The sequence below is a fragment of the Tautonia rosea genome (assembly GCF_012958305.1).
Taxonomy (GTDB): domain Bacteria; phylum Planctomycetota; class Planctomycetia; order Isosphaerales; family Isosphaeraceae; genus Tautonia; species Tautonia rosea.
On sequence record NZ_JABBYO010000009.1, the window covers coordinates 247,034 to 267,237 of the forward strand.

The 20,204-nt window shown below is 61.4% G+C and carries 16 protein-coding genes; 13 read left to right on the top strand and 3 right to left on the bottom strand.

The genetic code is table 11. The features are described from left to right. Positions 1-156: 156 nt before the first annotated feature. The 11 genes from HG800_RS17535 to HG800_RS17585 all read left to right on the top strand — a co-directional run bounded on the left by HG800_RS17535 (position 157) and on the right by HG800_RS17585 (position 15,699). Positions 157-1,650: a proton-conducting transporter transmembrane domain-containing protein gene (locus HG800_RS17535; RefSeq protein WP_169977931.1), complete on the top strand. Its 1,494-nt coding sequence runs from the start codon at positions 157-159 to the stop codon at positions 1,648-1,650. After that, positions 1,643-4,081, top strand: coding sequence for a YbcC family protein (locus tag HG800_RS17540; RefSeq protein ID WP_169977932.1), 2,439 nt, complete (start codon positions 1,643-1,645; stop codon positions 4,079-4,081). The genes HG800_RS17535 and HG800_RS17540 overlap by 8 nt, the downstream gene beginning before the upstream one ends. Positions 4,082-4,481: 400 nt before the next feature. Then, positions 4,482-8,057, top strand: coding sequence for a pyruvate:ferredoxin (flavodoxin) oxidoreductase (gene nifJ / locus HG800_RS17545; protein WP_169977933.1), 3,576 nt, complete (start codon positions 4,482-4,484; stop codon positions 8,055-8,057). Continuing rightward, positions 8,054-9,067: a dihydroorotate dehydrogenase-like protein gene (locus tag HG800_RS17550; RefSeq protein WP_169977934.1), complete on the top strand. Its 1,014-nt coding sequence runs from the start codon at positions 8,054-8,056 to the stop codon at positions 9,065-9,067. Before nifJ ends, HG800_RS17550 begins: the two co-directional genes overlap by 4 nt. 84 nt (positions 9,068-9,151) lie before the next feature. Continuing rightward, positions 9,152-9,682: a bidirectional hydrogenase complex protein HoxE gene (gene hoxE, locus HG800_RS17555; protein WP_169977935.1), complete on the top strand. Its 531-nt coding sequence runs from the start codon at positions 9,152-9,154 to the stop codon at positions 9,680-9,682. Beyond that, positions 9,672-11,333, top strand: a complete 1,662-nt coding sequence (gene nuoF, locus HG800_RS17560) for an NADH-quinone oxidoreductase subunit NuoF (RefSeq protein ID WP_169977936.1) — start codon at positions 9,672-9,674, stop codon at positions 11,331-11,333. Before hoxE ends, nuoF begins: the two co-directional genes overlap by 11 nt. A 4-nt stretch (positions 11,334-11,337) precedes the next feature. Beyond that, the gene (gene hoxU, locus HG800_RS17565) at positions 11,338-12,048 is read left to right on the top strand and encodes a bidirectional hydrogenase complex protein HoxU (RefSeq protein ID WP_169977937.1); all 711 of its coding nucleotides are present in this window, start codon (positions 11,338-11,340) and stop codon (positions 12,046-12,048) included. After that, on the top strand, positions 12,036-12,644 hold the full coding sequence (locus tag HG800_RS17570) for an NADH-quinone oxidoreductase subunit B family protein (RefSeq protein ID WP_169977938.1): 609 nt from the start codon (positions 12,036-12,038) through the stop codon (positions 12,642-12,644). Before hoxU ends, HG800_RS17570 begins: the two co-directional genes overlap by 13 nt. Positions 12,645-12,662: 18 nt before the next feature. Beyond that, entirely contained in the window at positions 12,663-14,087 is a 1,425-nt protein-coding gene (locus tag HG800_RS17575) for a Ni/Fe hydrogenase subunit alpha (RefSeq protein ID WP_169977939.1), read from the top strand. Continuing rightward, positions 14,087-14,671: a hydrogenase maturation protease gene (locus HG800_RS17580; protein ID WP_169977940.1), complete on the top strand. Its 585-nt coding sequence runs from the start codon at positions 14,087-14,089 to the stop codon at positions 14,669-14,671. The genes HG800_RS17575 and HG800_RS17580 overlap by 1 nt, the downstream gene beginning before the upstream one ends. Next, positions 14,668-15,699, top strand: coding sequence for an LIC_10091 family protein (locus HG800_RS17585; protein ID WP_169977941.1), 1,032 nt, complete (start codon positions 14,668-14,670; stop codon positions 15,697-15,699). The genes HG800_RS17580 and HG800_RS17585 overlap by 4 nt, the downstream gene beginning before the upstream one ends. Here the strand turns inward: HG800_RS17585 and HG800_RS17590 are convergent. The 3 genes from HG800_RS17590 to HG800_RS17600 form a co-directional block, all read right to left on the bottom strand. Next, on the bottom strand, positions 15,683-16,261 hold the full coding sequence (locus tag HG800_RS17590; RefSeq protein ID WP_169977942.1) for a D-glycero-alpha-D-manno-heptose-1,7-bisphosphate 7-phosphatase: 579 nt from the start codon (positions 16,259-16,261) through the stop codon (positions 15,683-15,685). The genes HG800_RS17585 and HG800_RS17590 overlap by 17 nt on opposite strands. 50 nt (positions 16,262-16,311) lie before the next feature. Continuing rightward, complete coding sequence (locus HG800_RS17595; protein WP_169977943.1) at positions 16,312-17,391, bottom strand: dihydrodipicolinate synthase family protein; 1,080 nt, start codon at positions 17,389-17,391, stop codon at positions 16,312-16,314. 91 nt (positions 17,392-17,482) lie between these two features. Further along, positions 17,483-18,532 carry an NAD-dependent epimerase/dehydratase family protein gene (locus tag HG800_RS17600; protein ID WP_169977944.1) on the bottom strand — a complete coding sequence of 350 codons (1,050 nt, stop codon included), beginning with the start codon at positions 18,530-18,532 and terminating at the stop codon, positions 17,483-17,485. A gap of 326 nt (positions 18,533-18,858) precedes the next feature. Here HG800_RS17600 and HG800_RS17605 point away from each other — a divergent pair, with 326 nt between their 5' ends. Both HG800_RS17605 and HG800_RS17610 read left to right on the top strand, forming a co-directional pair. Beyond that, on the top strand, positions 18,859-19,695 hold the full coding sequence (locus HG800_RS17605; RefSeq protein WP_169977945.1) for a thymidylate synthase: 837 nt from the start codon (positions 18,859-18,861) through the stop codon (positions 19,693-19,695). Continuing rightward, on the top strand, positions 19,692-20,204 hold the full coding sequence (locus tag HG800_RS17610) for a dihydrofolate reductase (protein WP_169977946.1): 513 nt from the start codon (positions 19,692-19,694) through the stop codon (positions 20,202-20,204). The genes HG800_RS17605 and HG800_RS17610 overlap by 4 nt, the downstream gene beginning before the upstream one ends.

Consider the following 20,204-nt stretch of genomic DNA (forward strand, 5'->3'; position numbering starts at 1 on the left):
TAATACGCGAAATCAGTGTCGCGTTTCAAAGAGCGTACGTCGGACCCCGTCCGAAGGGTTGCCCCAGTGTAACCCGTCGCAAGGGCCTTTGCCGATGAGGCGTTTCCTCGGCGCGTGGCTTCGAGGTTCTTTTTCTTCAGGAGAAGGGGGTCCGATGTGATCGACCGCAGGTCCGAGCGATGGGAATTTGTGCTCCTCGGGGCGATTGGGGGACTGACAGCCCTTTCAGCGGCTCTGGTGGTGGCCCAGGGGGTCTCGCCGATTCCGATGCGAGGGGCTGGGCTGGTGATTGACCGCCTCAGCGCCTCGTTGAGCTTGCTCGTGGCGTCGGTCGGGGCGATTACCTTTCGGTTCTCGCAGCGATACCTGGACGGTGATCCGGGGCGTCGGGCATTCCTGATTCGTCTGGCGGCGACGGTTGTGGCGGCATATCTCTTGATGCTGGCAGATCATCTGGTCGTGCTGGTGGGAGCCTGGACGTGCACGAGCCTGGGACTGCACGCCTTGTTGACCCACGAGCGAGGGCGAGCCGAGGCGCTTCGACCGGCCCGCAAGAAATTCCTCATTAGCCGGCTCGGCGACGTGGCTCTGATTGGGGCGATGGGGGTGATCGGCCTGGTCTGGGGCACTCTGGAGCTGTCGACCTTCCTGGAACGGGCGTCGAGCGGCGGGAACGATCTGGCGGTCGGGGTGGTGGCGATTCTGGTGGCGGTCGCGGCCCTGACCAAATCCGCCCAGTTTCCGTTTCATAGCTGGCTGCCCGAGACGATGGAGGCCCCCACGCCTGTCTCGGCTTTGATGCACGCAGGGATCATCAACGCGGGGGGGGCCCTGCTCTTGCGGTTTGCCCCGGTGATCGTTCAGGCGCCGGCGGCCCTGGTAATGCTAACCGGGGTGGGGACTCTGACCGTCGTGCTGGGGCTCTTGGCGATGTGGTCGCAGGTGAAGATCAAGCGAACGCTGGCCTGGTCCACGGTGGCTCAGATGGGCTTCATGATGGTGCAGTGCGGCTTGGCGGCGTTTCCGGCGGCCTGGCTTCACATTCTCGGGCACGGGTTGTACAAGGCGTGGAGCTTTTTGCGATCGGGCGAACTTCCCGGACCAATGCGCCCGATGGGCTCCTCCTCTCCGGGTCGGGTCCTGATCCTGGCCACGCTGGGAACGCTCGCGGCGATTCCGGCCTTGATGCTGGCGAATGCGGTGACGACCTTCGATCCGATGCACTCTCCCGGGGAACTGGCCCTGGCGGCGATCGTCGCGCTGGCGATCGGTCAACTTTGGGTCGCACTGCTGAGGAATCCCGGCGTCACGCCGGGGCGAGTGGTGGGAGCGATCGGAGGAACGATTGCGGTGGCCCTGCTCTCGTTCGAGTTGTACCACCTGGCCGGTCTCTTCCTGGCTCCGGTGCTGGGGCCGTTGGTGCTGCCGACGGGGCCGATCGCCTGGGTCTCGGCCGCGCTTCCGGTAGCGGCGATGGTGGCCTTGATCGTCTCGCAGAGCCTCATGCCGGTGCTCGTCAACCGATCGATCGGCCGAGCGTTTTACGTCCATGCCTTGAACGGTTTCTATTTCGGGGCGATTGCCGACGGTCTGGTTGACCGGGTCTGGAGCCGCCTCGCTCGATCGCGGAGGGGGGTTGAAGGTGCCTGAGACCTTGATCACGACGGAAGAGATTGACGGCCAACAGATTGCCTCGGTTCGAGGCATCGTCGATCGGGTCTGCCGACGCATTCCTCCGCTCTGGGATCTGGAAAATTACGTGGCGGTGAACCCCTTCCTCGGGTTCATTGAGCGGCCGATCGACGACGCCGCCCGATCGGTGCGTGATGCCCTCGGTGCTCGCGTCCTGCCCGAGCTTTCCGCTTACCGAGAGCGATTCGCGTCTGGGGCCTTCAACCGGGGCGACCTGGAGTCGGCCGCTCGCCGATCGGGGCATGCGGCCGATTCCCTCACGGCGATCCTGCGCGGGAACGATCCGATTCCCACCCGACCCGCCAGCTCGGTCCAGACCTTCACCGAACGGCTTGACCGAGAGCGAGGAACCACCTGGGACGATGCCGTCGTTCGGCAGATCACCCGTTGGTGTGCGGTGCATGCCTCGGGAGGGGGGACGTACTGGCGATTGCCGGGCAACCCGCTTGGGCTCTTTGCCTCGTGGCGCGAGGCCGCCCGCTACGACCGAAGCCTGGAAGTGCTCGGCCTGAAGGGGTGGAGAGCACAGATCGCCTCGCTTCCGGAAGATGCCACGGCGGCGATTGCAACCGTGCTGGATCGGCTGGGCATCGCAGAGGAATCGCGAGACGCGTATCTCGCTCGATTGCTCGGCGGGGTCTTCGGCTGGGCCGGCTTCTTCCGTCGCGAGAGTTGGGAACGGGGAGACGAATACCCGGCGACCGTGGCAGAGTTGCTCGCCATTCGCTGTAGCGCCGACTGGGCGGTCGCGTCGATTCTGGGAGCATCCGAATCGGCCGAATCGCCACGATCCGTCGATCGCACCCTCAATCCCGAGGACGAATCGATCCGGGCCGTCTTCCAGGATGCCCTGGAGAACGGCTACGCTCGGCGATTGTTCGCGCGCTTCCACGCTCCGAGCGAGCAAGCCGTCAGCGATCGACCGTCAGTGCAGGCGGTCTTCTGCATCGACGTGCGATCGGAGGTCTTGCGAAGACACCTGGAGGCGCAATCTGAGGCGATCGAGACGAAAGGCTTTGCCGGATTCTTCGGCGTCCCGCTGGCCTGGAAGGGGGACGGATCGGGCGCAAGTGCCCGGTGCCCGGTCTTGCTGAAGCCGGCCGTGACGGTTGCCAGCGACACGGCGCCGAAGTCCGCGGTGGTCAACGGAACCGCCAAGCACCTGATTGGGGCGCCGGCCTCCGCCTTCGAATTCGTGGAGATTCTGGGGCCTGCCTATAGCCTCGGCCTGGCCGTCGACGCGATGGCCATGCGATCGCCGAAGCACTCGACCGAAGGGAAGGCCCCGTTCGGACTCGATGCCGACACCGAGGGGGTTGGCATCGCCCCTCCGGCGCGGGTCGAGTTGGCGGCGGGCATTCTCAAGAACATGGGCCTACGCGATCGGTTCGCCCGACTCATTCTCTTGTGCGGCCACGAGAGCCATAGCAGCAATAACCCACACGCCGCCGGACTGGACTGCGGCGCATGTGGGGGTCACGGCGGGGCGATCAACGCCCGGGTGGCCGCGGCGTTGCTGAATGATCCGGCCGTTCGGAAGGCGCTGGCGGGCCTCGGCTGGGAATTGCCAAGTGACACCCACTTCCTGCCGGGTGTGCACGACACGTCGGTCGATGAGGTCACGTTGCTCGACCTCGATCGTGTGCCGTCCTCGCACCAGGGGGATCTGGACCAACTTCGCGGCTGGCTCGACCAGGCTGGAACCCTTACCCGGGCCGAACGGGCCGGGGCGCTCGGCATGCCGGAACGGCCTCCTGGCCTGCTGGCTCGATGGCTTCGGCGACGGGCGCGGGACTGGTCGGAGGTCCGTCCCGAGTGGGGCCTGGCCCGCAACGCCGCCTTCATCGCCGCGCGACGGACCCGAACCCGGGGTGTAAATCTCGAAGGCAGGACCTTCCTGCACGATTATGACTCGGATCTCGACGAGGATGGATCGATTCTCACCCTGATCCTTTCCGCACCGATGGTTGTGGCCTCGTGGATCAACCTGCAATACTTCGCCTCGACGGTCGACAACAACGTCTTCGGCTGCGGGACGAAGACCTTGCACAACCGGGTCGGATCGCTCGGGGTGGTTCTGGGCAACGGCGGCGACCTTCGCACCGGCCTGGCGATTCAATCGGTCCACGACCGGAACGGCCACTGGTTCCACGAACCGCTGCGGCTTCAGGTTGTGGTCGAGGCTCCGAAGGATCGGATCGACACGGTGCTTGACCAGCAACCGACCGTGCGATCGTTGGTCGAAAACGGCTGGGTGCGTCTGTTCGCCCTCGATCCTGCCGGCTCGGAGATCGCGCAACGACTCCCCGAGGGAGTCTGGGAAACGGTCCACGATCCGGAAATGCAAATCGGCGATCGCAAGAAGAAGGCAATGCTCGCCTCGGTTTGAGCGGACGCGCCCGGTCCTGCTGGCCTTGGCCGCCAGAGGATCGGGCGAACCGAGGGTCGGGGAAAGGAGCTGCACCACGCCGTCTCGTACTGCCCAAAGGGGGCAGCCAGCTCGACTTGAAGAACGGAGCGGAGTTTCGACCTGGAATCGGAGGCTTCGCTTGCCTCCATCCAGAGGAGCAGTTAGACTACGATTTGTATCGAAGCCGCTTGCGAGAGGCGGCCTGAAATCGGCTAAGATAGCCCCGACGAGCGCTCTTTTGCGCCCGATCGGGGCTTTTTTGTTGCCATGTGAAACCGTTCCCCTCACCATCGACGGTGGGGCCGCCGGTGGCACCGTCGCCCCCGCAAGGATTGAGGCAACACCGATTTCTTGCCGCTCGCACGGAGGAGGTCCGAACGTGGACAGAAGATCGGTGACGGTCGACGGGAATGAGGCTGCTGCCTACGTCGCTCATCTCACGAATGAGGTGGTCGCGATTTATCCCATCACGCCCGCCTCTCCCATGGGAGAGCTGGCCGATGCCTGGTCAGCAGCAGGCCAGGAAAATATCTTCGGCGTGGTGCCCGACGTCATCGAAATGCAGAGCGAGGCCGGCGCCGCCGGTGCCGTTCACGGCGCCTTGCAAGCCGGAGCCCTGACGACGACCTTCACGGCCTCGCAGGGCTTGCTGCTGATGATCCCCAACATGTTCAAGATTGCCGGCGAGCTGACGCCGACCGTCTTCCACATTGCGGCCCGATCGCTGGCCACGCACGCCCTGTCGATCTTCGGCGATCACAGCGACGTGATGGCTTGCCGATCGACCGGCTGGGCCATGCTGGCTTCCAGCTCGGTCCAGCAAGCGCAAGACCTGGCCATGATCGGCCAGATGGCCACGCTGGAAGGCCGTATTCCCGTGTTGCACTTCTTTGATGGGTTTCGGACCTCGCACGAAGTCAACAAGATCGAACAGCTCTCGCCCGACGACGTCCGATCGCTGATCGACCCGAAGCTGATCCAGGCGCACCGCGATCGGGCCCTCTCGCCCGATCGGCCGGTGCTGCGCGGATCGGCTCAGAACCCCGACGTGTTCTTCCAGGCCCGAGAAGCGTGTAATCCTTTTTATGCGGAGATGCCGGGGATCGTCCAGCGAGCTATGGACCGATTCGCCGCACTGACAGGGCGACCGTACCGATTGTTTGAATACTCGGGCGCTCCCGATGCAGATCGCGTGATCATCGTGATGGGATCGGGGGCCGCCACGGTGGCCGAGACGGTCGAGGCCCTGATCGCTCGCGGTGAGAAGGTTGGGATGCTCGAAGTGCATCTGTTCCGCCCCTTCTCGGTCGCTGCGTTTGCTCAGGCACTTCCGGCCAGTACGCAAGCAATCGCCGTGCTCGATCGGACCAAGGAGCCCGGGGCCATTGGAGAACCCTTGTATCAGGACGTTCTCACGGCGTTGATCGAGTCTGATGGCATCAACGGCGCAATGCCGAAGGTGATTGGGGGCCGCTACGGACTGTCGTCGAAAGAATTCACGCCGAGCATGGTCAAGGCGATCTTTGATGAACTGAACGCCGAGCAAACGAAACGTCGATTCACCATCGGCATCGTCGATGACGTGACCCACCTGAGCCTGAAATACGACCCCGAGTTTTCGACCGAACCGGACGATGTGACCCGAGCCGTCTTTTACGGACTCGGCAGCGACGGGACCGTCGGCGCGAACAAGAACTCGGTCAAGATTATTGGCGAGAACACACCGCTTCATGCTCAGGGCTACTTTGTTTACGACTCGAAAAAGTCAGGGGCGATTACCGTTTCTCACCTGCGATTCGGTCCTCGACCGATCAACTCGCCGTATTTAATCACCCGGGCGAACTTTATTGCGTGTCACCAGTACAATTTCCTCGACCGCATGGACGTGCTGGAACTGGCCGAGCCCGGAGCGACCTTCCTGCTCAACTGCCCGCACAGCCCGGAGGAGGTCTGGGAAAAACTGCCGGTCGAGATTCAGGAAACGATTCTTGAGAAAAAGATTCGATTTTACGTGGTTGATGCGTTTCGCGTTGCCGACGATGCCGGGCTGGGCCAGCGCATCAATACCGTGATGCAGACATGCTTTTTTGCGCTGGCCGACATCTTACCCCGCGACGAGGCCATCGCCCATATCAAGGACGCGATCAAGAAGACTTATGGCAAGCGCGGCCAGGTCGTCCTGGAGCGGAACAATGCGGCAGTCGATGGTTCTCTTGTGGCCCTGCACAGGGTAGAAGTCCCGACAACGGTTGCGGGGAATCGACGACGATTGCCGGCGGTTTCGGGTACGGTACCCAGTTTCGTGGAACGGGTCACGGCCCTGATGATGGCCGGCAAGGGAGACCTTCTTCCCGTCAGCGCGCTGCCGGTCGACGGTACGTTCCCGACCGATACCGCCCGCTTCGAGAAGCGAAGCATTGCCCAGGAAATTCCGATCTGGGATCCGGAGCTTTGCATTCAGTGCGGCCTGTGTTCCTACGTCTGCCCGCACGCGACCATTCGGATGAAGGTCTTCGATCCGGCGTCCTTGAACGGCGACGCGGAGGTCTTGCCCAATCGTCCCTGGAAAGGAAAGGAGTTTCCGGGCCAGCATATGACGATTCAGGTGTATCCTGATGACTGTACAGGATGCGGAGTTTGTGTCGATGTCTGCCCGGCCGTCAGCAAGGAAGTGTCCAAGCATAAGGCGATTAACATGGAGGAGAAGACTGACGAGGTCCTCCTCCAGGAACGTGCCCGGCTCGATGTCTTCGAACGCCTGCCCGAACCTGACCGGGCAACCGTCAAATCCGAGACGGTCAAGGGATCGCAGGTTTTGCTTCCGCTCTTCGAGTTCTCGGGAGCCTGTGCCGGATGCGGCGAGACGCCGTACCTTCGGCTCATGAGCCAACTGTTCGGTGATCGTGCTCTGATCGCCAACGCCACCGGCTGCTCCTCGATCTATGGGGGGAACCTGCCAACGACCCCCTGGTCGACGAACGCCGACGGCCGAGGTCCCGCCTGGGCGAACTCCCTGTTCGAAGACAATGCCGAGTTCGGCCTGGGATTCCGCCTCGCCGTGGATCAACTCGAAGAATACGCCAGGACGCTGCTGAAAGGGATGGCCGGATCGATCGGAGACGAACTCGTTCATGCGATTCTCGATGCCGATCAACGGACTGAAGATGCGATCCACGAGCAACGCTCGCGCGTCTCGACCCTGCTGCAACGACTTGAATCACTTGAATCGCTTGAGGCGGCCTCGCTTCGCAATGTCGCGGAGGTGCTCGTTCGCCGGAGCATCTGGATTGTGGGAGGCGACGGCTGGGCCTACGACATCGGCTTCGGTGGGCTCGACCATGTGATGGCTTCTGGTCGCGATGTGAACATCCTGGTTCTCGATACGGAGGTTTATTCCAACACGGGTGGACAGGCATCGAAATCAACCCCCCGCGCCGCTGTTGCAAAGTTCGCAGCCCAGGGTAAAGGGATCGCCAAGAAGGACCTCGGCATGATTGCCGTGGACTACGGCAATGTGTATGTCGCCCAGGTGGCCATCGGGGCCAACCCCTTGCAAACGCTCAAGGCATTCCATGAGGCCGAATCGTACCCCGGCGTGTCTTTGATTCTGGCCTACAGCCACTGCATTGCGCACGGCATTCAGATGTCGACCTCGATGTCGCATCAGAAGGAAGCGACCGCCAGCGGCTACTGGCCCCTCTTCCGACACGACCCGAGACAGGCGGGTGAAGGAGCGACCCCGTTCCACCTTGACAGCCGAAAGCCGACGCTCCCCTTCCGGGAGTTCGCCATGAAGGAAGCCCGCTACGCCATGCTCGCACGGACCAATCCGACCCGAGCCGCGGAGTTGATGAAACTGGCCCAGCGAGACATCGACGAGCGCTGGCATTTCTACGAACAGATGGCGGGGGTCGAGCGCTCCGTGCCGGATCGCGTGAAAGGGGTGGTGTCATGAGCGTCGACCTGCGAACCTCGTATCTTGGATTGGAGCTGTCCCATCCGGTCGTGGTATCGGCCTGTTCACTTGGCTTTGATCCGGCCAACCTGAAACGGATGGAAAACGCCGGAGCGTCGGCCATCGTCTTGCCTTCGCTGTTCGAAGAACAGATTGTGCATGATCAAATGGCCGTGCATGAGTTTTACGAGTTCACCTCGGAGAAATTCCCCGAAGCGCTCAGCTTCTTCCCCGAGATGGACGACTACAACACTGGCCCGGAAGCCTACCTTCGGCTGGTCGAGCAGGCCAAGCGGTCCCTGTCCATTCCCATCATTGGAAGCCTCAACGGTACCTCTGCGGGCGGTTGGACACGCTATGCTCACCTGATTCAGGACGCTGGGGCCGATGCGCTCGAATTAAACATTTATCATCTCGTCACCGACCCCGGCTTCGATGCCCAGGCCGCCGAGGCTCGCTACCTCGAACTGGTGGCCGAGGTCCGGAAGGCGGTTTCTATTCCGCTCGCGATCAAGCTTGGACCCTTCTTCAGCGCCTTGCCTCACATGGCGACCAGACTGGTCGATGCCGGGGCCGATGGGCTTGTGCTGTTCAATCGGTTCTACCAGCCGGATATTGATCTGGAAACGCTCCGCGTTGTGTCTCGACTGGTACTGAGCACCAGTGATGAGGTCCGTTTGCCGATGCGATGGATCGCGATTCTCTCCGGTCGTGTGAAGGCCTCTCTAGCCGCGACGACCGGGGTGCATACGCCGGAGGACGTCTTGAAACTCTTGCTCGCCGGCGCTGATGTGACGATGGTCGCATCCGTACTCTACACGAGAGGAATCGACCATCTGCGCGTGCTCGTTGACGGCGTTCGCTCCTGGCTGGAAGAGCACGAGTACACTTCGGTCGCACAAATGAAGGGAAGCGTCAGCCAGGTCAATGCTCCTGACCCGGAAGCCTTCGAACGAGCAAACTACATCCGAACGCTTGTTGATTTCACAAGTTCCGAATCGACGCGCTGAGCCGTTCTTGGCCCAGCGGATCGGCTGCGGGACGGAGCCTGAGTCGCCTCGTCCCGAAGACTCAACGCCTGGGAGCGCGTCACCATGGGCAATCCCGTCACAAAAGGTCGTCCCCGACCCACAAGCCCCGGCACTCACCCAAGTGGCGATGATCGATTCCGGTATCTTGATGCCGCGATGAAACGGCAACGCTACCGACCTGATGCCTTGATCGAAGTCTTGCACACGGCTCAGGAATTGTTCGGCTATCTGGAGCCGGATTTGCTCCGTTACGTCGCCCGCGGCTTGCGACTACCTCCCAGTCGCGTTTATGGAGTCGCCACGTTCTACCATCTCTTTACCTTTCATCCCAAAGGAGAACATACCTGCACGGTTTGCACCGGAACCGCCTGCTATGTCAAGGGAGCTGATACCTTGCTTGGCGTGGTCGAACAACTGACGGGGACGCCTCCGGGCACAACCACCGCCGATGGCCGCATCTCGCTCGAAACGGCCCGATGCCTGGGAGCCTGCGGACTGGCCCCGATCGTGGTGTTCGATGGCAAGGTCGTCGGCCAAATCACCCCTGAGGAAATCGTAGATCGCGTGAAGGGATGGCTCGATCATGGATCTTGAGGATCTCATTGCCCTGGCCGAAGCAGAGCAGCGCGACCGAGCAGAAATCGAGGTTCGCGTGTGCACGGCCGCAGGTTGCCTCTCCTCGGGCTCTCGACCGGTGGTCTCGGCACTTGAACGCGCCCTTGCGGATCGGGGGCTGACCCCTCGCGTGCGACTGCGAGAGGTCGGATGCATGCGACTCTGCTGCGAGGGACCCCTTGTTGCGATGGACGTTTTGGAGACCGTTTCGTCCCCGGAACCTTCGCTTTATGGCAAGGTCACTGCGGGCCAAGCGTCTGTCCTGGTCGACGTCATCGACAACAAACAGGCAACGACGGAGGGGCTCCAACCGATTGATTCGAATGGTCCTTTTTTCTCCCGTCAACGCTCGGTCGTTCTCGAGCACTGTGGCCTCGTCGAACCGGAGCGCATCGAGTCGTCCATCGCGCTGGGAGCCTATCGCTCGCTTCATCGAGCACTCCATGATCTGAATCCCGCCGAGGTTGTGGAGCTAGTCACGCGAAGCGGTCTGCGAGGCCGAGGCGGTGCCGGCTACCCGACCGGCTTGAAATGGGCCACCGTGGCCAAGATGCCTCCCGGCCAAAAATACGTGGTCTGCAACGCCGATGAAGGTGATCCGGGCGCGTTCATGGACCGGAGCATTCTAGAGAGCGACCCCCACCGAGTCCTGGAAGGAATGGCCATCGCCGCCCATGCGATTGGGGCCGATCAGGGTTATATTTATGTTCGGGGAGAATATCCCATCGCAATCTCACGGCTTGATACGGCCATAAGGCAGTCCAAGCGACTGGGTTTGCTTGGGAGTGCGATCTTCGACTCGACCTTTAACTTCCGGGTCGATCTCCGCATTGGGGCCGGTGCCTTCGTCTGTGGCGAGGAGACGGCGCTCATCCACTCGATCGAGGGATTACGCGGCACGCCAAGACCTCGGCCCCCTTATCCTGCCGAGTCAGGACTTTGGGGGCATCCGACCCTGATCAATAACGTCGAGACCTATGCCAATATCCCGGTCATTCTTCGTGAAGGAGCGGATTGGTTCACTCAAATCGGAACCGAGCATAGTAAAGGAACAAAGGTGTTCGCCCTGGCCGGGAAGATCCGCCGCGCGGGGATTGTCGAAGTTCCCATGGGAGTTCCCCTCCGTGACATCGTCGACCAAATCGGGGGGGGACCTCCCGAGGGTTCCACCGTCAAGGCTGTTCAGACGGGTGGGCCGTCCGGAGGTTGCATCCCTGCGGAATTGCTCGACACTCCGGTGGATTACGAATCGCTCAAGGCACTGGGATCAATCATGGGTTCCGGCGGTATGGTCGTCATGGATCAGGATGACGATATGGTGGGCGTCGCACGGTATTTCATGAAGTTTTGCATGGATGAGTCGTGCGGCAAGTGCGTTCCGTGTCGCGCCGGCACCGTTCAAATGTATCGCTTGCTTGATCGGATTGAATGCGGAGACGCGACGAACGACGATCTCGTCTTGCTGGAAGAACTCTGTGATCTGGTGCAGCACGCGAGCCTCTGCGGTTTGGGACAATCGGCTCCGAATCCGGTCCTGAGTACCCTGCGATTCTTCCGACACGAATATGAGTCGCGATTCGTGGAACCCACCGGCCCACGATCGTCCTCCGTTTCCTCTGAAGCGAGGTGAACTCATGGCCGTCAAAACGCTTTCCCTCGACGGTCAGCTCATCAGCGCCCGAGACGGGCAGACACTGCTGGAAGCGGCCCGAGAATCGGGGGTTTCCATCCCGACGCTCTGCCACCTCGACGGCCTCGACCCTGTTGGGGCCTGTCGGCTTTGTCTGGTCGAGGTTAACGGTCGCTTGATGCCCTCGTGCCTGACCCGAGTTGCCGAGGAGATGGAGGTCTGGACTCAGACGGAGCGACTGCAACGCTATCGGAAACAGATCGTCGAACTGTTATTCGCAGAGCGAAACCACATCTGCTCGGTTTGTGTCGCCAACGGGAATTGCGAACTTCAAGATCTGGCGATGCGACTCGGAGTGGATCATCTCCGCTACGCTCCCCAGGAACCTCAATGCGAGGTCGACCTTTCTCACGAGCGATACGGTCTCGACCATAATCGATGCGTGCTCTGCACCCGATGTGTTCGTGTCTGTGATGAGATCGAAGGGGCCCACACCTGGGACGTGGCCGGACGAGGAACCAATTGCCGTGTCATTACCGATCTGCACCAACCCTGGGGAAGCGCAAGCACGTGCACCTCGTGCGGAAAATGCGTGATGGCCTGCCCGACTGGGGCACTTTTTCATCGCGGCGCGTCGGTTTCGGAGAACGTTCACGATCGCGAGACATTGCATGCGCTCATTCTCGCCCGGGAGGAAAAGCAATGGCTCGTTTAAGGCTGGCGACGGTCTGGCTGGGGGGATGCTCAGGATGCCACATGTCATTTCTTGACATGGATGAATATTTGCTTGAACTCGCAGAAATCGTCGATGTCGTGTTCTCTCCTTTGGTCGATTCCAAGACCTATCCCGAAGGAGTCGATGTTGTCCTGGTGGAAGGAGCGATTTGTAACGTCGAGCACATGGAGATGATTCATCGCGTCCGATCGAACTCGCGCGTGCTCATTTCCTTTGGAGACTGCGCCGTCACCGGTAATGTCTCGGCCATCCGAAATGTGCTTGGTGGAGCCTTGCCGGTGCTCAAATGTTCGTACGAGGAACGATCGGACCCGGCCGGAATGATTCCCTCTCCGAACGACATTGTTCCTCAACTCCTTGACCGAGTTGTGCCGGTTCATGCGGTGGTCAAGGTCGATCTGTTTCTCCCGGGCTGTCCGCCCTCAGGTCCCATGATCCGCACGGCCCTCGAGAAGGTCCTCGCCGGGGAGACGATCGACCTGATGGAGCATCACCTCTCATTTGGAGGTTATGGTCGTCCGAGGAACTCGGAGGGATCTTCGACCGCTTCGTCATCCTCAACAGCACCCTCGTGAATGAAGGGGTCGAAGATCATGGGACAGCGCATTGTGATTGATCCGGTGACCCGGATTGAAGGGCATGCCAAGATAACCATTCAGTTAAATGATGACTATACCGTTGCCGATGCTCGCTTCCACGTCACCGAGTTTCGCGGCTTCGAGCGATTCTGCGAAGGCCGTCCCCTCTGGGAAATGCCTGGCTTGACCGCCCGGATTTGCGGGATCTGTCCGGTGAGCCATCTCATCGCTTCGGCCAAGGCAGGCGACGCAATCCTGAGCGTCCGCATCCCTCCTGCCGCGGAAAAACTGCGGCGGCTTATGAATCTTGGTCAGATTGTCCAGTCGCATGCGCTGAGTTTCTTCCACCTCAGCGGGCCTGACTTGCTGCTTGGCTTTGACAGCGATCCCACCAAGCGCAACGTGTTTGGGCTGGCCCAGGCCGATCGAGAGACGGCTCGACACGGTATCCGCTTGCGGCAATTCGGTCAGGAGATCATCGAACTGCTCGGCGGAAAAAAAATCCATCCGGACTGGTGCGTTCCGGGGGGCGTTCGGGGATTGCTCACGGATTCTGCACGAGACCACCTCAAACATCGACTCCCAGAAGCCTTCGAGACGGCTCGATATGCGCTCGACCTGATCAAACGCTTGCTCGACCGCTATCCGGACGAGGTAGCCGCGTTTGGAAATTTCCCGACTCTGTACCTCGGCCTGGTCGCTCCCGATGGATCGTGGGAGCACTATGATGGTTTACTTCGCATCATGAGTTCCGAGGGTACGATTCTGGCCGAGACCCCAGACGCCAGCGGTTATCGTGACCTCCTCAGCGAAGCTGTTCAGTCGGATTCGTATCTGAAGTCACCTTATTACCGGCCCCTCGGACTTGCCGAAGGAATGTATCGGGTTGGCCCCCTCGCTCGCCTGAACCTTTGCGATCGCATGGGCAGTCCCCTCGCTGATGACGAACTGATCGAATACCGCCAGCGGGGAAGCAGAATCGTTTCCTCTTCCTTCTGGTATCATTATGCAAGACTTGTGGAAATTCTCGCGTGTCTTGAACGGATCGAAGAACTGATCGACGACCCGGCGCTCGGATCGAATCACCTTCGAGCCCAGGCCGGCGTCAACAGCCAGGAAGGTATTGGGGTGAGTGAAGCCCCCCGAGGGACACTGTTTCATCATTACACGGTGGATGAAAATGGCTTGATTCGATCGGTGAATTTGATCATTGCCACCGGGCAGAATAACCTTGCCATGAACGCCGCCGTGCTTCAGATTGCGCGTCACTGGATCAAGGGTCCGCAGATTCCCGAAGGCGTGTTGAACCGCCTTGAGGCCGGAATCCGGGCCTTCGACCCGTGCTTGAGCTGCTCGACCCACGCAATCGGTCAGATGCCGATTCTCGTCCAGTTGATTGCTCCGGATGGATCGGTTCTCGACGAGGTGAGACGATCGTGATGGCAGAACACCTCATCGACCCCACCCGTGGTGGGAAGGTTCTCATTCTCGGTTTTGGAAACGTCCTTCGAGGAGATGACGGCATTGGCCCTCGTGTTGCGGAAACGGTGGCCGGCTGGGACCTGTGCGGGGTGGTCGCCCTTGCGGCTCACCAGTTGGTCCCTGAGTTTGCCGAGCCGATCCACAAAGCTCGCGTGGTGATCTTTGTCGATGCGGTTCGTTCCAGCAACAGTGAGTCCGAATCCGTGAGCACGATCCCACTTCATCCTCGCGCGACCGCCTCTCCGCTCGGTCACGTGAGCGACCCCGAGCAGCTGCTCGCACTGGCTCGAGATGTTTTCTGCCGCTGTCCACCAGCCTACCTGATCCGAGTTCCCGCCTCCGACGTAAACTTGGGCGATTCCCTCTCTCCCCTTGCCGAAGCTGGAATTCATAAAGCTTTCGATCACATCAGCACACTTCTTTGCGAATATGGCGTCTCCGACTTGCCTGAATCGCCTCAGAACATTTCTCAATCCGAGATGGCCTTGCCCCCGTCGAACTCCTCGACCGAGGAGACCCGCGAGCGAGCGATCATTCGATGATCTTTTCCCAAGCCGAACAAGCCAACCGTTCTTCGGAACCAGACGAGTCCTTTCGCTCATTGATCCAATCGCTCTCGGAGCCTCAATCCGGCCCCCACGCCGACAATCTGATCACGAATGAAGACTCCTTTACGCGCATCGTTGGTGTTCTGGAGCAACGGGCACGTCCAGACGGTGTTTACCTCGGCGTTGGCCCCGATCAGAACTTCTCGTATCTTGCCCGATGCGCCCCATCGCATGCTTTCGTGCTTGATTACCGAAGACGAAACCTGATTCTGCATCTGCTTCACAAAGCTTTGTTTATGCTTTCGGAATCCCGGGTTGCCTACCTGACCCGGCTGACCGCCCGGCAACCCGCAGACTTGCCCGACGATCCGACTGCTACCCAGCTCGTCGAGGCATTTACGGCGGCCCCGTTCGACGACAGGTTGCTGGAACGGACCCGCGTCGAGGTCTTCGGCCTGATCCGAGCATTTGGGATCTTGAATAAGTCCGATTGGGACGACCTCTCACGTATTCAGTCGCGGCTCGCCGGGCCGGGGATGAATGCCAGGTTTCTGGCAATGCCCATCTATCCCACCTTTGGCAAGCTCATCCAAACGACCGACCGGAAGGGCCGTCCTGCGCATCTGCTCGCACAGGAATCCTCGTACCGCGTCGTCCGAGACGCCCAGCGAAACGATCGGGTCGTTCCCCTGGTGGCCGATCTGGCCGGCTCTGGTGCCCTGCCCCGCCTGGCCGACTGGCTCGATCGTCGAGGACTGAAGGTTTCGGTGGTTTACGTTTCCGATGTCGAGTTTTTCCTGCTTCGCGCCGGGAAACTGGACGCCTATGTGGCCAATCTCGACCGCCTGCCAAAGCATGAAGGTTCGCTAATTATTCGGACCAGCACCCGCGAGATCGATCATCCCGATCGTGTCTTGAGGGACAGTGCAACCACCATCCTCCGGTCGCTTCCCGCCTTCCTCGACGCCGCAAAGAGCGGGCACATCACCCATCCCGACGACCTGTTCACCGCCGATGCGTGAGGTCGAGCGACGCGTCGACTCGCAGGATCTGTCGGGCCGCCTCGGTCAGATCGGAGGCGATGAGATCGGGCGCAGAAGACGACAGGTCACGCCCATTCCCAGTGATCAGGACTGTCCGGCATCCGGCGCGTCGGCCGGCCTCGACATCGTCGGGAATGTCGCCGACCATCCACGATCGAGACAGATCAATGTCCATTGATCGAGCAGCATCGCGCAACATTCCCGGCGCCGGTTTTCGGCAGTCACATGCGATCGCATACGCCGCAACGCGTCCGTCGGGGTGATGAGGGCAGTAACGGAATCCGTCGAGCCTCACCCCCTGCTCCGTCAGCAGCGTCCTTAATCGCTCCTCAACCGGGCCGATCGCGGACTCGGGAAAAAAACCTCGGGCCACTCCTGACTGGTTGGACACGACCACCAGCAGATAGCCCGACCTGGCAAGCAACCGGAGTCCCTCGGCCGCTCCCTCGCAAAGCCGGATCAATGACGGATCAACGTTATACGGAACGTTTTCAATGACAGTGCCGTCCTTGTCAAGGAAAACGGCTCGTCGTTTGCTCATGCGGTATCGGCTTCCAACGTGATCGGATCCAAGGATATGGGCGTCCTTGCTCATCCACTGAGCCAGTCGTCTCGGTGTTCGGCGACGAAGGCGTCGTCATTCAGGTCGGGATAGCTACGCGTCACTCGATCGATTTCCTCACGCTGTCCGGGGCTGAGCCCTTCGTCAGGGTCGAGACACCAGATCCCTTCCAGCAACCCCTGGCGGCGGAGAATCTCGTGCAACCCGGCAATGCACCCGGCAAAGCCGTTGGCGGCATCGAAGAAGGCGGCATTGGCGTCGGTCACGTGAGCCGACTGGCGAAGCAATGCGATTGTGAGGTCGGTCGACGGCCGATCGCCCGAGGTCGCGGCATGACAGGCTTCGAGCAGCTCCACGGCCTTCTTCGTCCAGACGGCCCAGTGACCGAGCAAGCCTCCCACGAACCGGCGCTCAACCCATTCGGAGCCGACCGGGAAGCGATAGGGCGAGATCAGATCGTGCACAATCGCATCGTCGTTCCCTGTGTAAAGCGCAAGATCGTCTCGACCCGACTCGACCACGGCCCGGACCACGTCAAGCGTCCGGTAGCGGTCAAACGGTGCGACCTTGATCGCCACCACGTTCTCGATCTCGGCAAACGACCGCCAGAAGTGAAATGAATGGTCCGGCCCTCCCACCGCTCGCTGGAGGTAAAACCCGACCAGTGGCAGCACCTCGGCCACGGCTCGGCAGTGGGCCAGTTTCGCCTGGTCATCGTCTCCGGCCACGGCCGAAAGGCTGAGCAAACCGGCATGATAGCCCAGGTCGCGGAGGATTGTCGCCTCGGTCACGGCCTGATTGGTTGGCCCGCACACGCCACCGACGCGGATCAAGGGCTGCCGACTCCGAGCATCGGCGCGATCCATTTCTTCCGCCGCCAGGGCCAGCACAGGTTGGAACAGGCCGTACTTCGATTCCCGAATGGCAAACTGGGTGGTATGAACACCAACCGCCAGGCCGCCGGAACCCGCCGCGGCATAATAGCGGCACAGCGCCCGTTGCCGACGCTCATCGAGTCGACGACCCGCCGTCAGGGCGAGCGGCATGGCCGGGATCACCGCCCCCGATCGTAAGCGATCGCGAACCTCAGGAGGAAGCGAGGGGGGCATGTTCACGCTCCGAACGTCGAGATTCGATTAAACGCATCCATAAAAAACATCCATGTTATCCGCGTGGTTCTTCAATGAGTGAGGTTTCCGATCAGAACCGACCGTCTCGAACCTCGAAGCGTGTCGGCTTGTCGAGTAACGGATTCCCGCGGAGCAGCCAGTCGGCAATGAGCGAGATCAAGTGATCGGTGGAAATGCGAGGCGGGCCGAACAACGAGGCGGACAACTGGGCATTGCTCAACAAGGCATCCGGCGCCTCGGTGCCGGTGATTGTTGCCGAGCGACCGAACCGCGCGGCAAACTGCTCGGCCACGTCGCGCACGCGAAGCGTTTCCAGCCCCGTCACGTTCAACAGGAAAGGGGGAGTGGACACTCGTCCAAACGCCGCAAGCGTCATGGCGTTGGCGTCGCCTTGCCAGATCGTGTTGAAGTGTCCCATCGACACATCAATTGGCTCTCCGGCGAGCACCTTACGTCCGATATCGACCAGGACGCCGTAGCGCGGTTCGACCGCGTAGTTCAGGCGGATCAGGGCCATCGGAATGGTGTTCGTCCGGCTGAAATACTCCATGACCCGCTCTCGGCCGACGCAACTCATTCCGTAGTCCCCCACCGGGCGGAGCGGGTCCGATTCGAGCGATCCGCCGCTCTCGACCGGCACGAGCGGGTAGACGTTGCCGGTTGAGAAAGCCACGATCCGACTATCCCGGAAGTTTCGGGAGACCAGGCCTGGCAAGAAACAGTTGACCGCCCAGGCCGTCGCCTGATCACCGCTCGCGCCGAATTTGAATGCAGGCATGTGAACCACATTCGGCACGTCGGGCAGGCGTTCGAGCTGGTCGGGATCGAGCAGGTCGCAGCGAATGGTCTCGATTCCTCGGTCCTTCAGCCAGGCCTCGCGCGAGGGGTCGGAGAAGCGAGCCACACCGATGACCCGACGGTTGACCCCCGCCTCGTCCGAGGCCCGCCGGGCCATCCAGGTCAGGGTCGGCCCCATTTTCCCCGAGGCACCGAGGACGATCAGGTCTCCCTCCAGCCGCCCCAATGCCTCAACCACCGCCGGGGTCGGCTCCGAAAGCAGCTCATCAAGGTGATCGACGTCCCGAACCGCGTCGAGTTGGTTGAGGTTGGAGTGAGCCACGATGGACCGTCCCGCGTCTTGATGGTGATGGAGAGGGGGCCAAGGGTTTCTCGATGGGGCTATTTTCCCGAAACCTGATCCTAGGCTGATTTCCTCGCCCCGATCCGTCAAGAGACGGGTGCCGGGCCTCGCGGCGAAGATCCGCAAAGTCCTCGGAATCTGCAACTTCAGTGTCGATCCACTCCGGTCTTATCGATCACAATGACGTGGAGTCCGATGAACGTCATTCCGCCAAAACCTCTCGGCCGATCCGGCCGATTGGGGATCACGGGGAGATCTCGATCATCGCGATCGGTCAGAGTCCCCGGAGCCCCTCGGAGTCGGCGATGGAAGAGGCCTACCTGGAATTGCTCCGCGACGTTCGGCGCAACGGCGTTCGGAAACCGACCCGGGCGGTCTTGCCCTCAACCGGCCAGAAGATCGACGCGCTGAGCGTCTTCGGCCGGCAGTCGCGGTACGACCTCCGCGAGGGCTTCCCCGCCGTCACCACCAAGCGGCTGGCCTTCGGGCCGGTCGTGCACGAGCTGATCTGGTTCCTCAAAGGGTCCTCGAACATCGCATATCTCAAGGAGCATGGCGTCACCATCTGGGACGAGTGGGCTGATGCCGACGGCGAGCTTGGGCCGGTCTACGGCCGCCAGTGGCGCTCGTGGCAGGCCCCCGACGGCCGCACGATCGACCAGATCGCCGGACTCGTGCAGGGGATCGAGCGCCTCAAAGTCGACCCCACCGATTCCATCGGCCGCCGCCTGATCGTCTCCGCCTGGAACCCGAGCGACATCGACGACATGGCTCTGCCCCCTTGCCACACCCTCTTTCAGTTCTGGCTGACCGAGGGGCGGCTCTCCTGCCAGCTCTACCAGCGATCGGCCGACCTGTTCCTCGGCGTCCCGTTCAACATCGCCAGCTATGCCCTGCTCACCGTCCTGGTCGCCCATGTCACGCACGTCGAGCCAGGCGAATTTGTCCACACGATCGGCGATGCTCACATTTACACGAACCATCTCGATCAGGTGGACGAGCAACTCTCTCGGCCCCCCTTCCCGCCCCCTCAGCTCGCCATTGACCCGTCGGTGACGAGCCTCGACGACCTCCGGCGCGATCAGATCACACTGGTCGACTACCGCCACCATCCGACGCTTCGGGGAGAGGTGGCCGTATGAGATGCGCTCTCGTCGTCGCCACCAGCCCCGAGGGGATCATCGGCCGTGATGGCTCGATTCCCTGGCACCTGCCGATGGACCTGAAGCGGTTTCGGGCGATCACCTGGGGCCATCCGATCCTCATGGGTCGGCGCACTCATGAATCAATCGGCCAGCCGCTGCCGGGTCGACTGAACATCATCATTTCCCGAACCCTCGGGCCGCTCGCCAACGGTTGCGTCGTGGCCCGATCTCCGGGCGAAGCGTTGGCCATCGCTCGGGCATCGGGAGCCGACGAGGTCATGATCGTTGGGGGTGAACAGCTTTACCGAGCGTTTCTCCCCGATTGCGACGTCCTGCATCTGACCATTGTCGAAGGGGCCTTCGACGGCGATGCCCGGTTCCCGATCGAGGCCATCCACCCCGACGATTGGATCGTCGAACACCGCGAATCCTGGCCGAGCGACGAGCGGCACGCGTTTCCTCATCGCTACGAACGGCTCCGGCGCGTCCGGGCATCAGGCGAGTGA

Bases quoted from the DNA above. Each gene is read 5' to 3' on its own strand.
- HG800_RS17590 (WP_169977942.1), bottom strand. From the start codon at position 16,261: ATGAGCAAACGACGAGCCGTTTTCCTTGACAAGGACGGCACTGTCATT.
- hoxU (WP_169977937.1), top strand. From the start codon at position 11,338: ATGGCCGTCAAAACGCTTTCCCTCGACGGTCAGCTCATCAGCGCCCGA.
- HG800_RS17575 (WP_169977939.1), top strand. From the start codon at position 12,663: ATGGGACAGCGCATTGTGATTGATCCGGTGACCCGGATTGAAGGGCAT.
- HG800_RS17580 (WP_169977940.1), top strand. From the start codon at position 14,087: ATGGCAGAACACCTCATCGACCCCACCCGTGGTGGGAAGGTTCTCATT.
- HG800_RS17605 (WP_169977945.1), top strand. From the start codon at position 18,859: ATGGAAGAGGCCTACCTGGAATTGCTCCGCGACGTTCGGCGCAACGGC.
- HG800_RS17550 (WP_169977934.1), top strand. From the start codon at position 8,054: ATGAGCGTCGACCTGCGAACCTCGTATCTTGGATTGGAGCTGTCCCAT.
- HG800_RS17585 (WP_169977941.1), top strand. From the start codon at position 14,668: ATGATCTTTTCCCAAGCCGAACAAGCCAACCGTTCTTCGGAACCAGAC.
- nuoF (WP_169977936.1), top strand. From the start codon at position 9,672: ATGGATCTTGAGGATCTCATTGCCCTGGCCGAAGCAGAGCAGCGCGAC.
- HG800_RS17595 (WP_169977943.1), bottom strand. From the start codon at position 17,391: ATGCCCCCCTCGCTTCCTCCTGAGGTTCGCGATCGCTTACGATCGGGG.
- HG800_RS17570 (WP_169977938.1), top strand. From the start codon at position 12,036: ATGGCTCGTTTAAGGCTGGCGACGGTCTGGCTGGGGGGATGCTCAGGA.
- hoxE (WP_169977935.1), top strand. From the start codon at position 9,152: ATGGGCAATCCCGTCACAAAAGGTCGTCCCCGACCCACAAGCCCCGGC.
- HG800_RS17610 (WP_169977946.1), top strand. From the start codon at position 19,692: ATGAGATGCGCTCTCGTCGTCGCCACCAGCCCCGAGGGGATCATCGGC.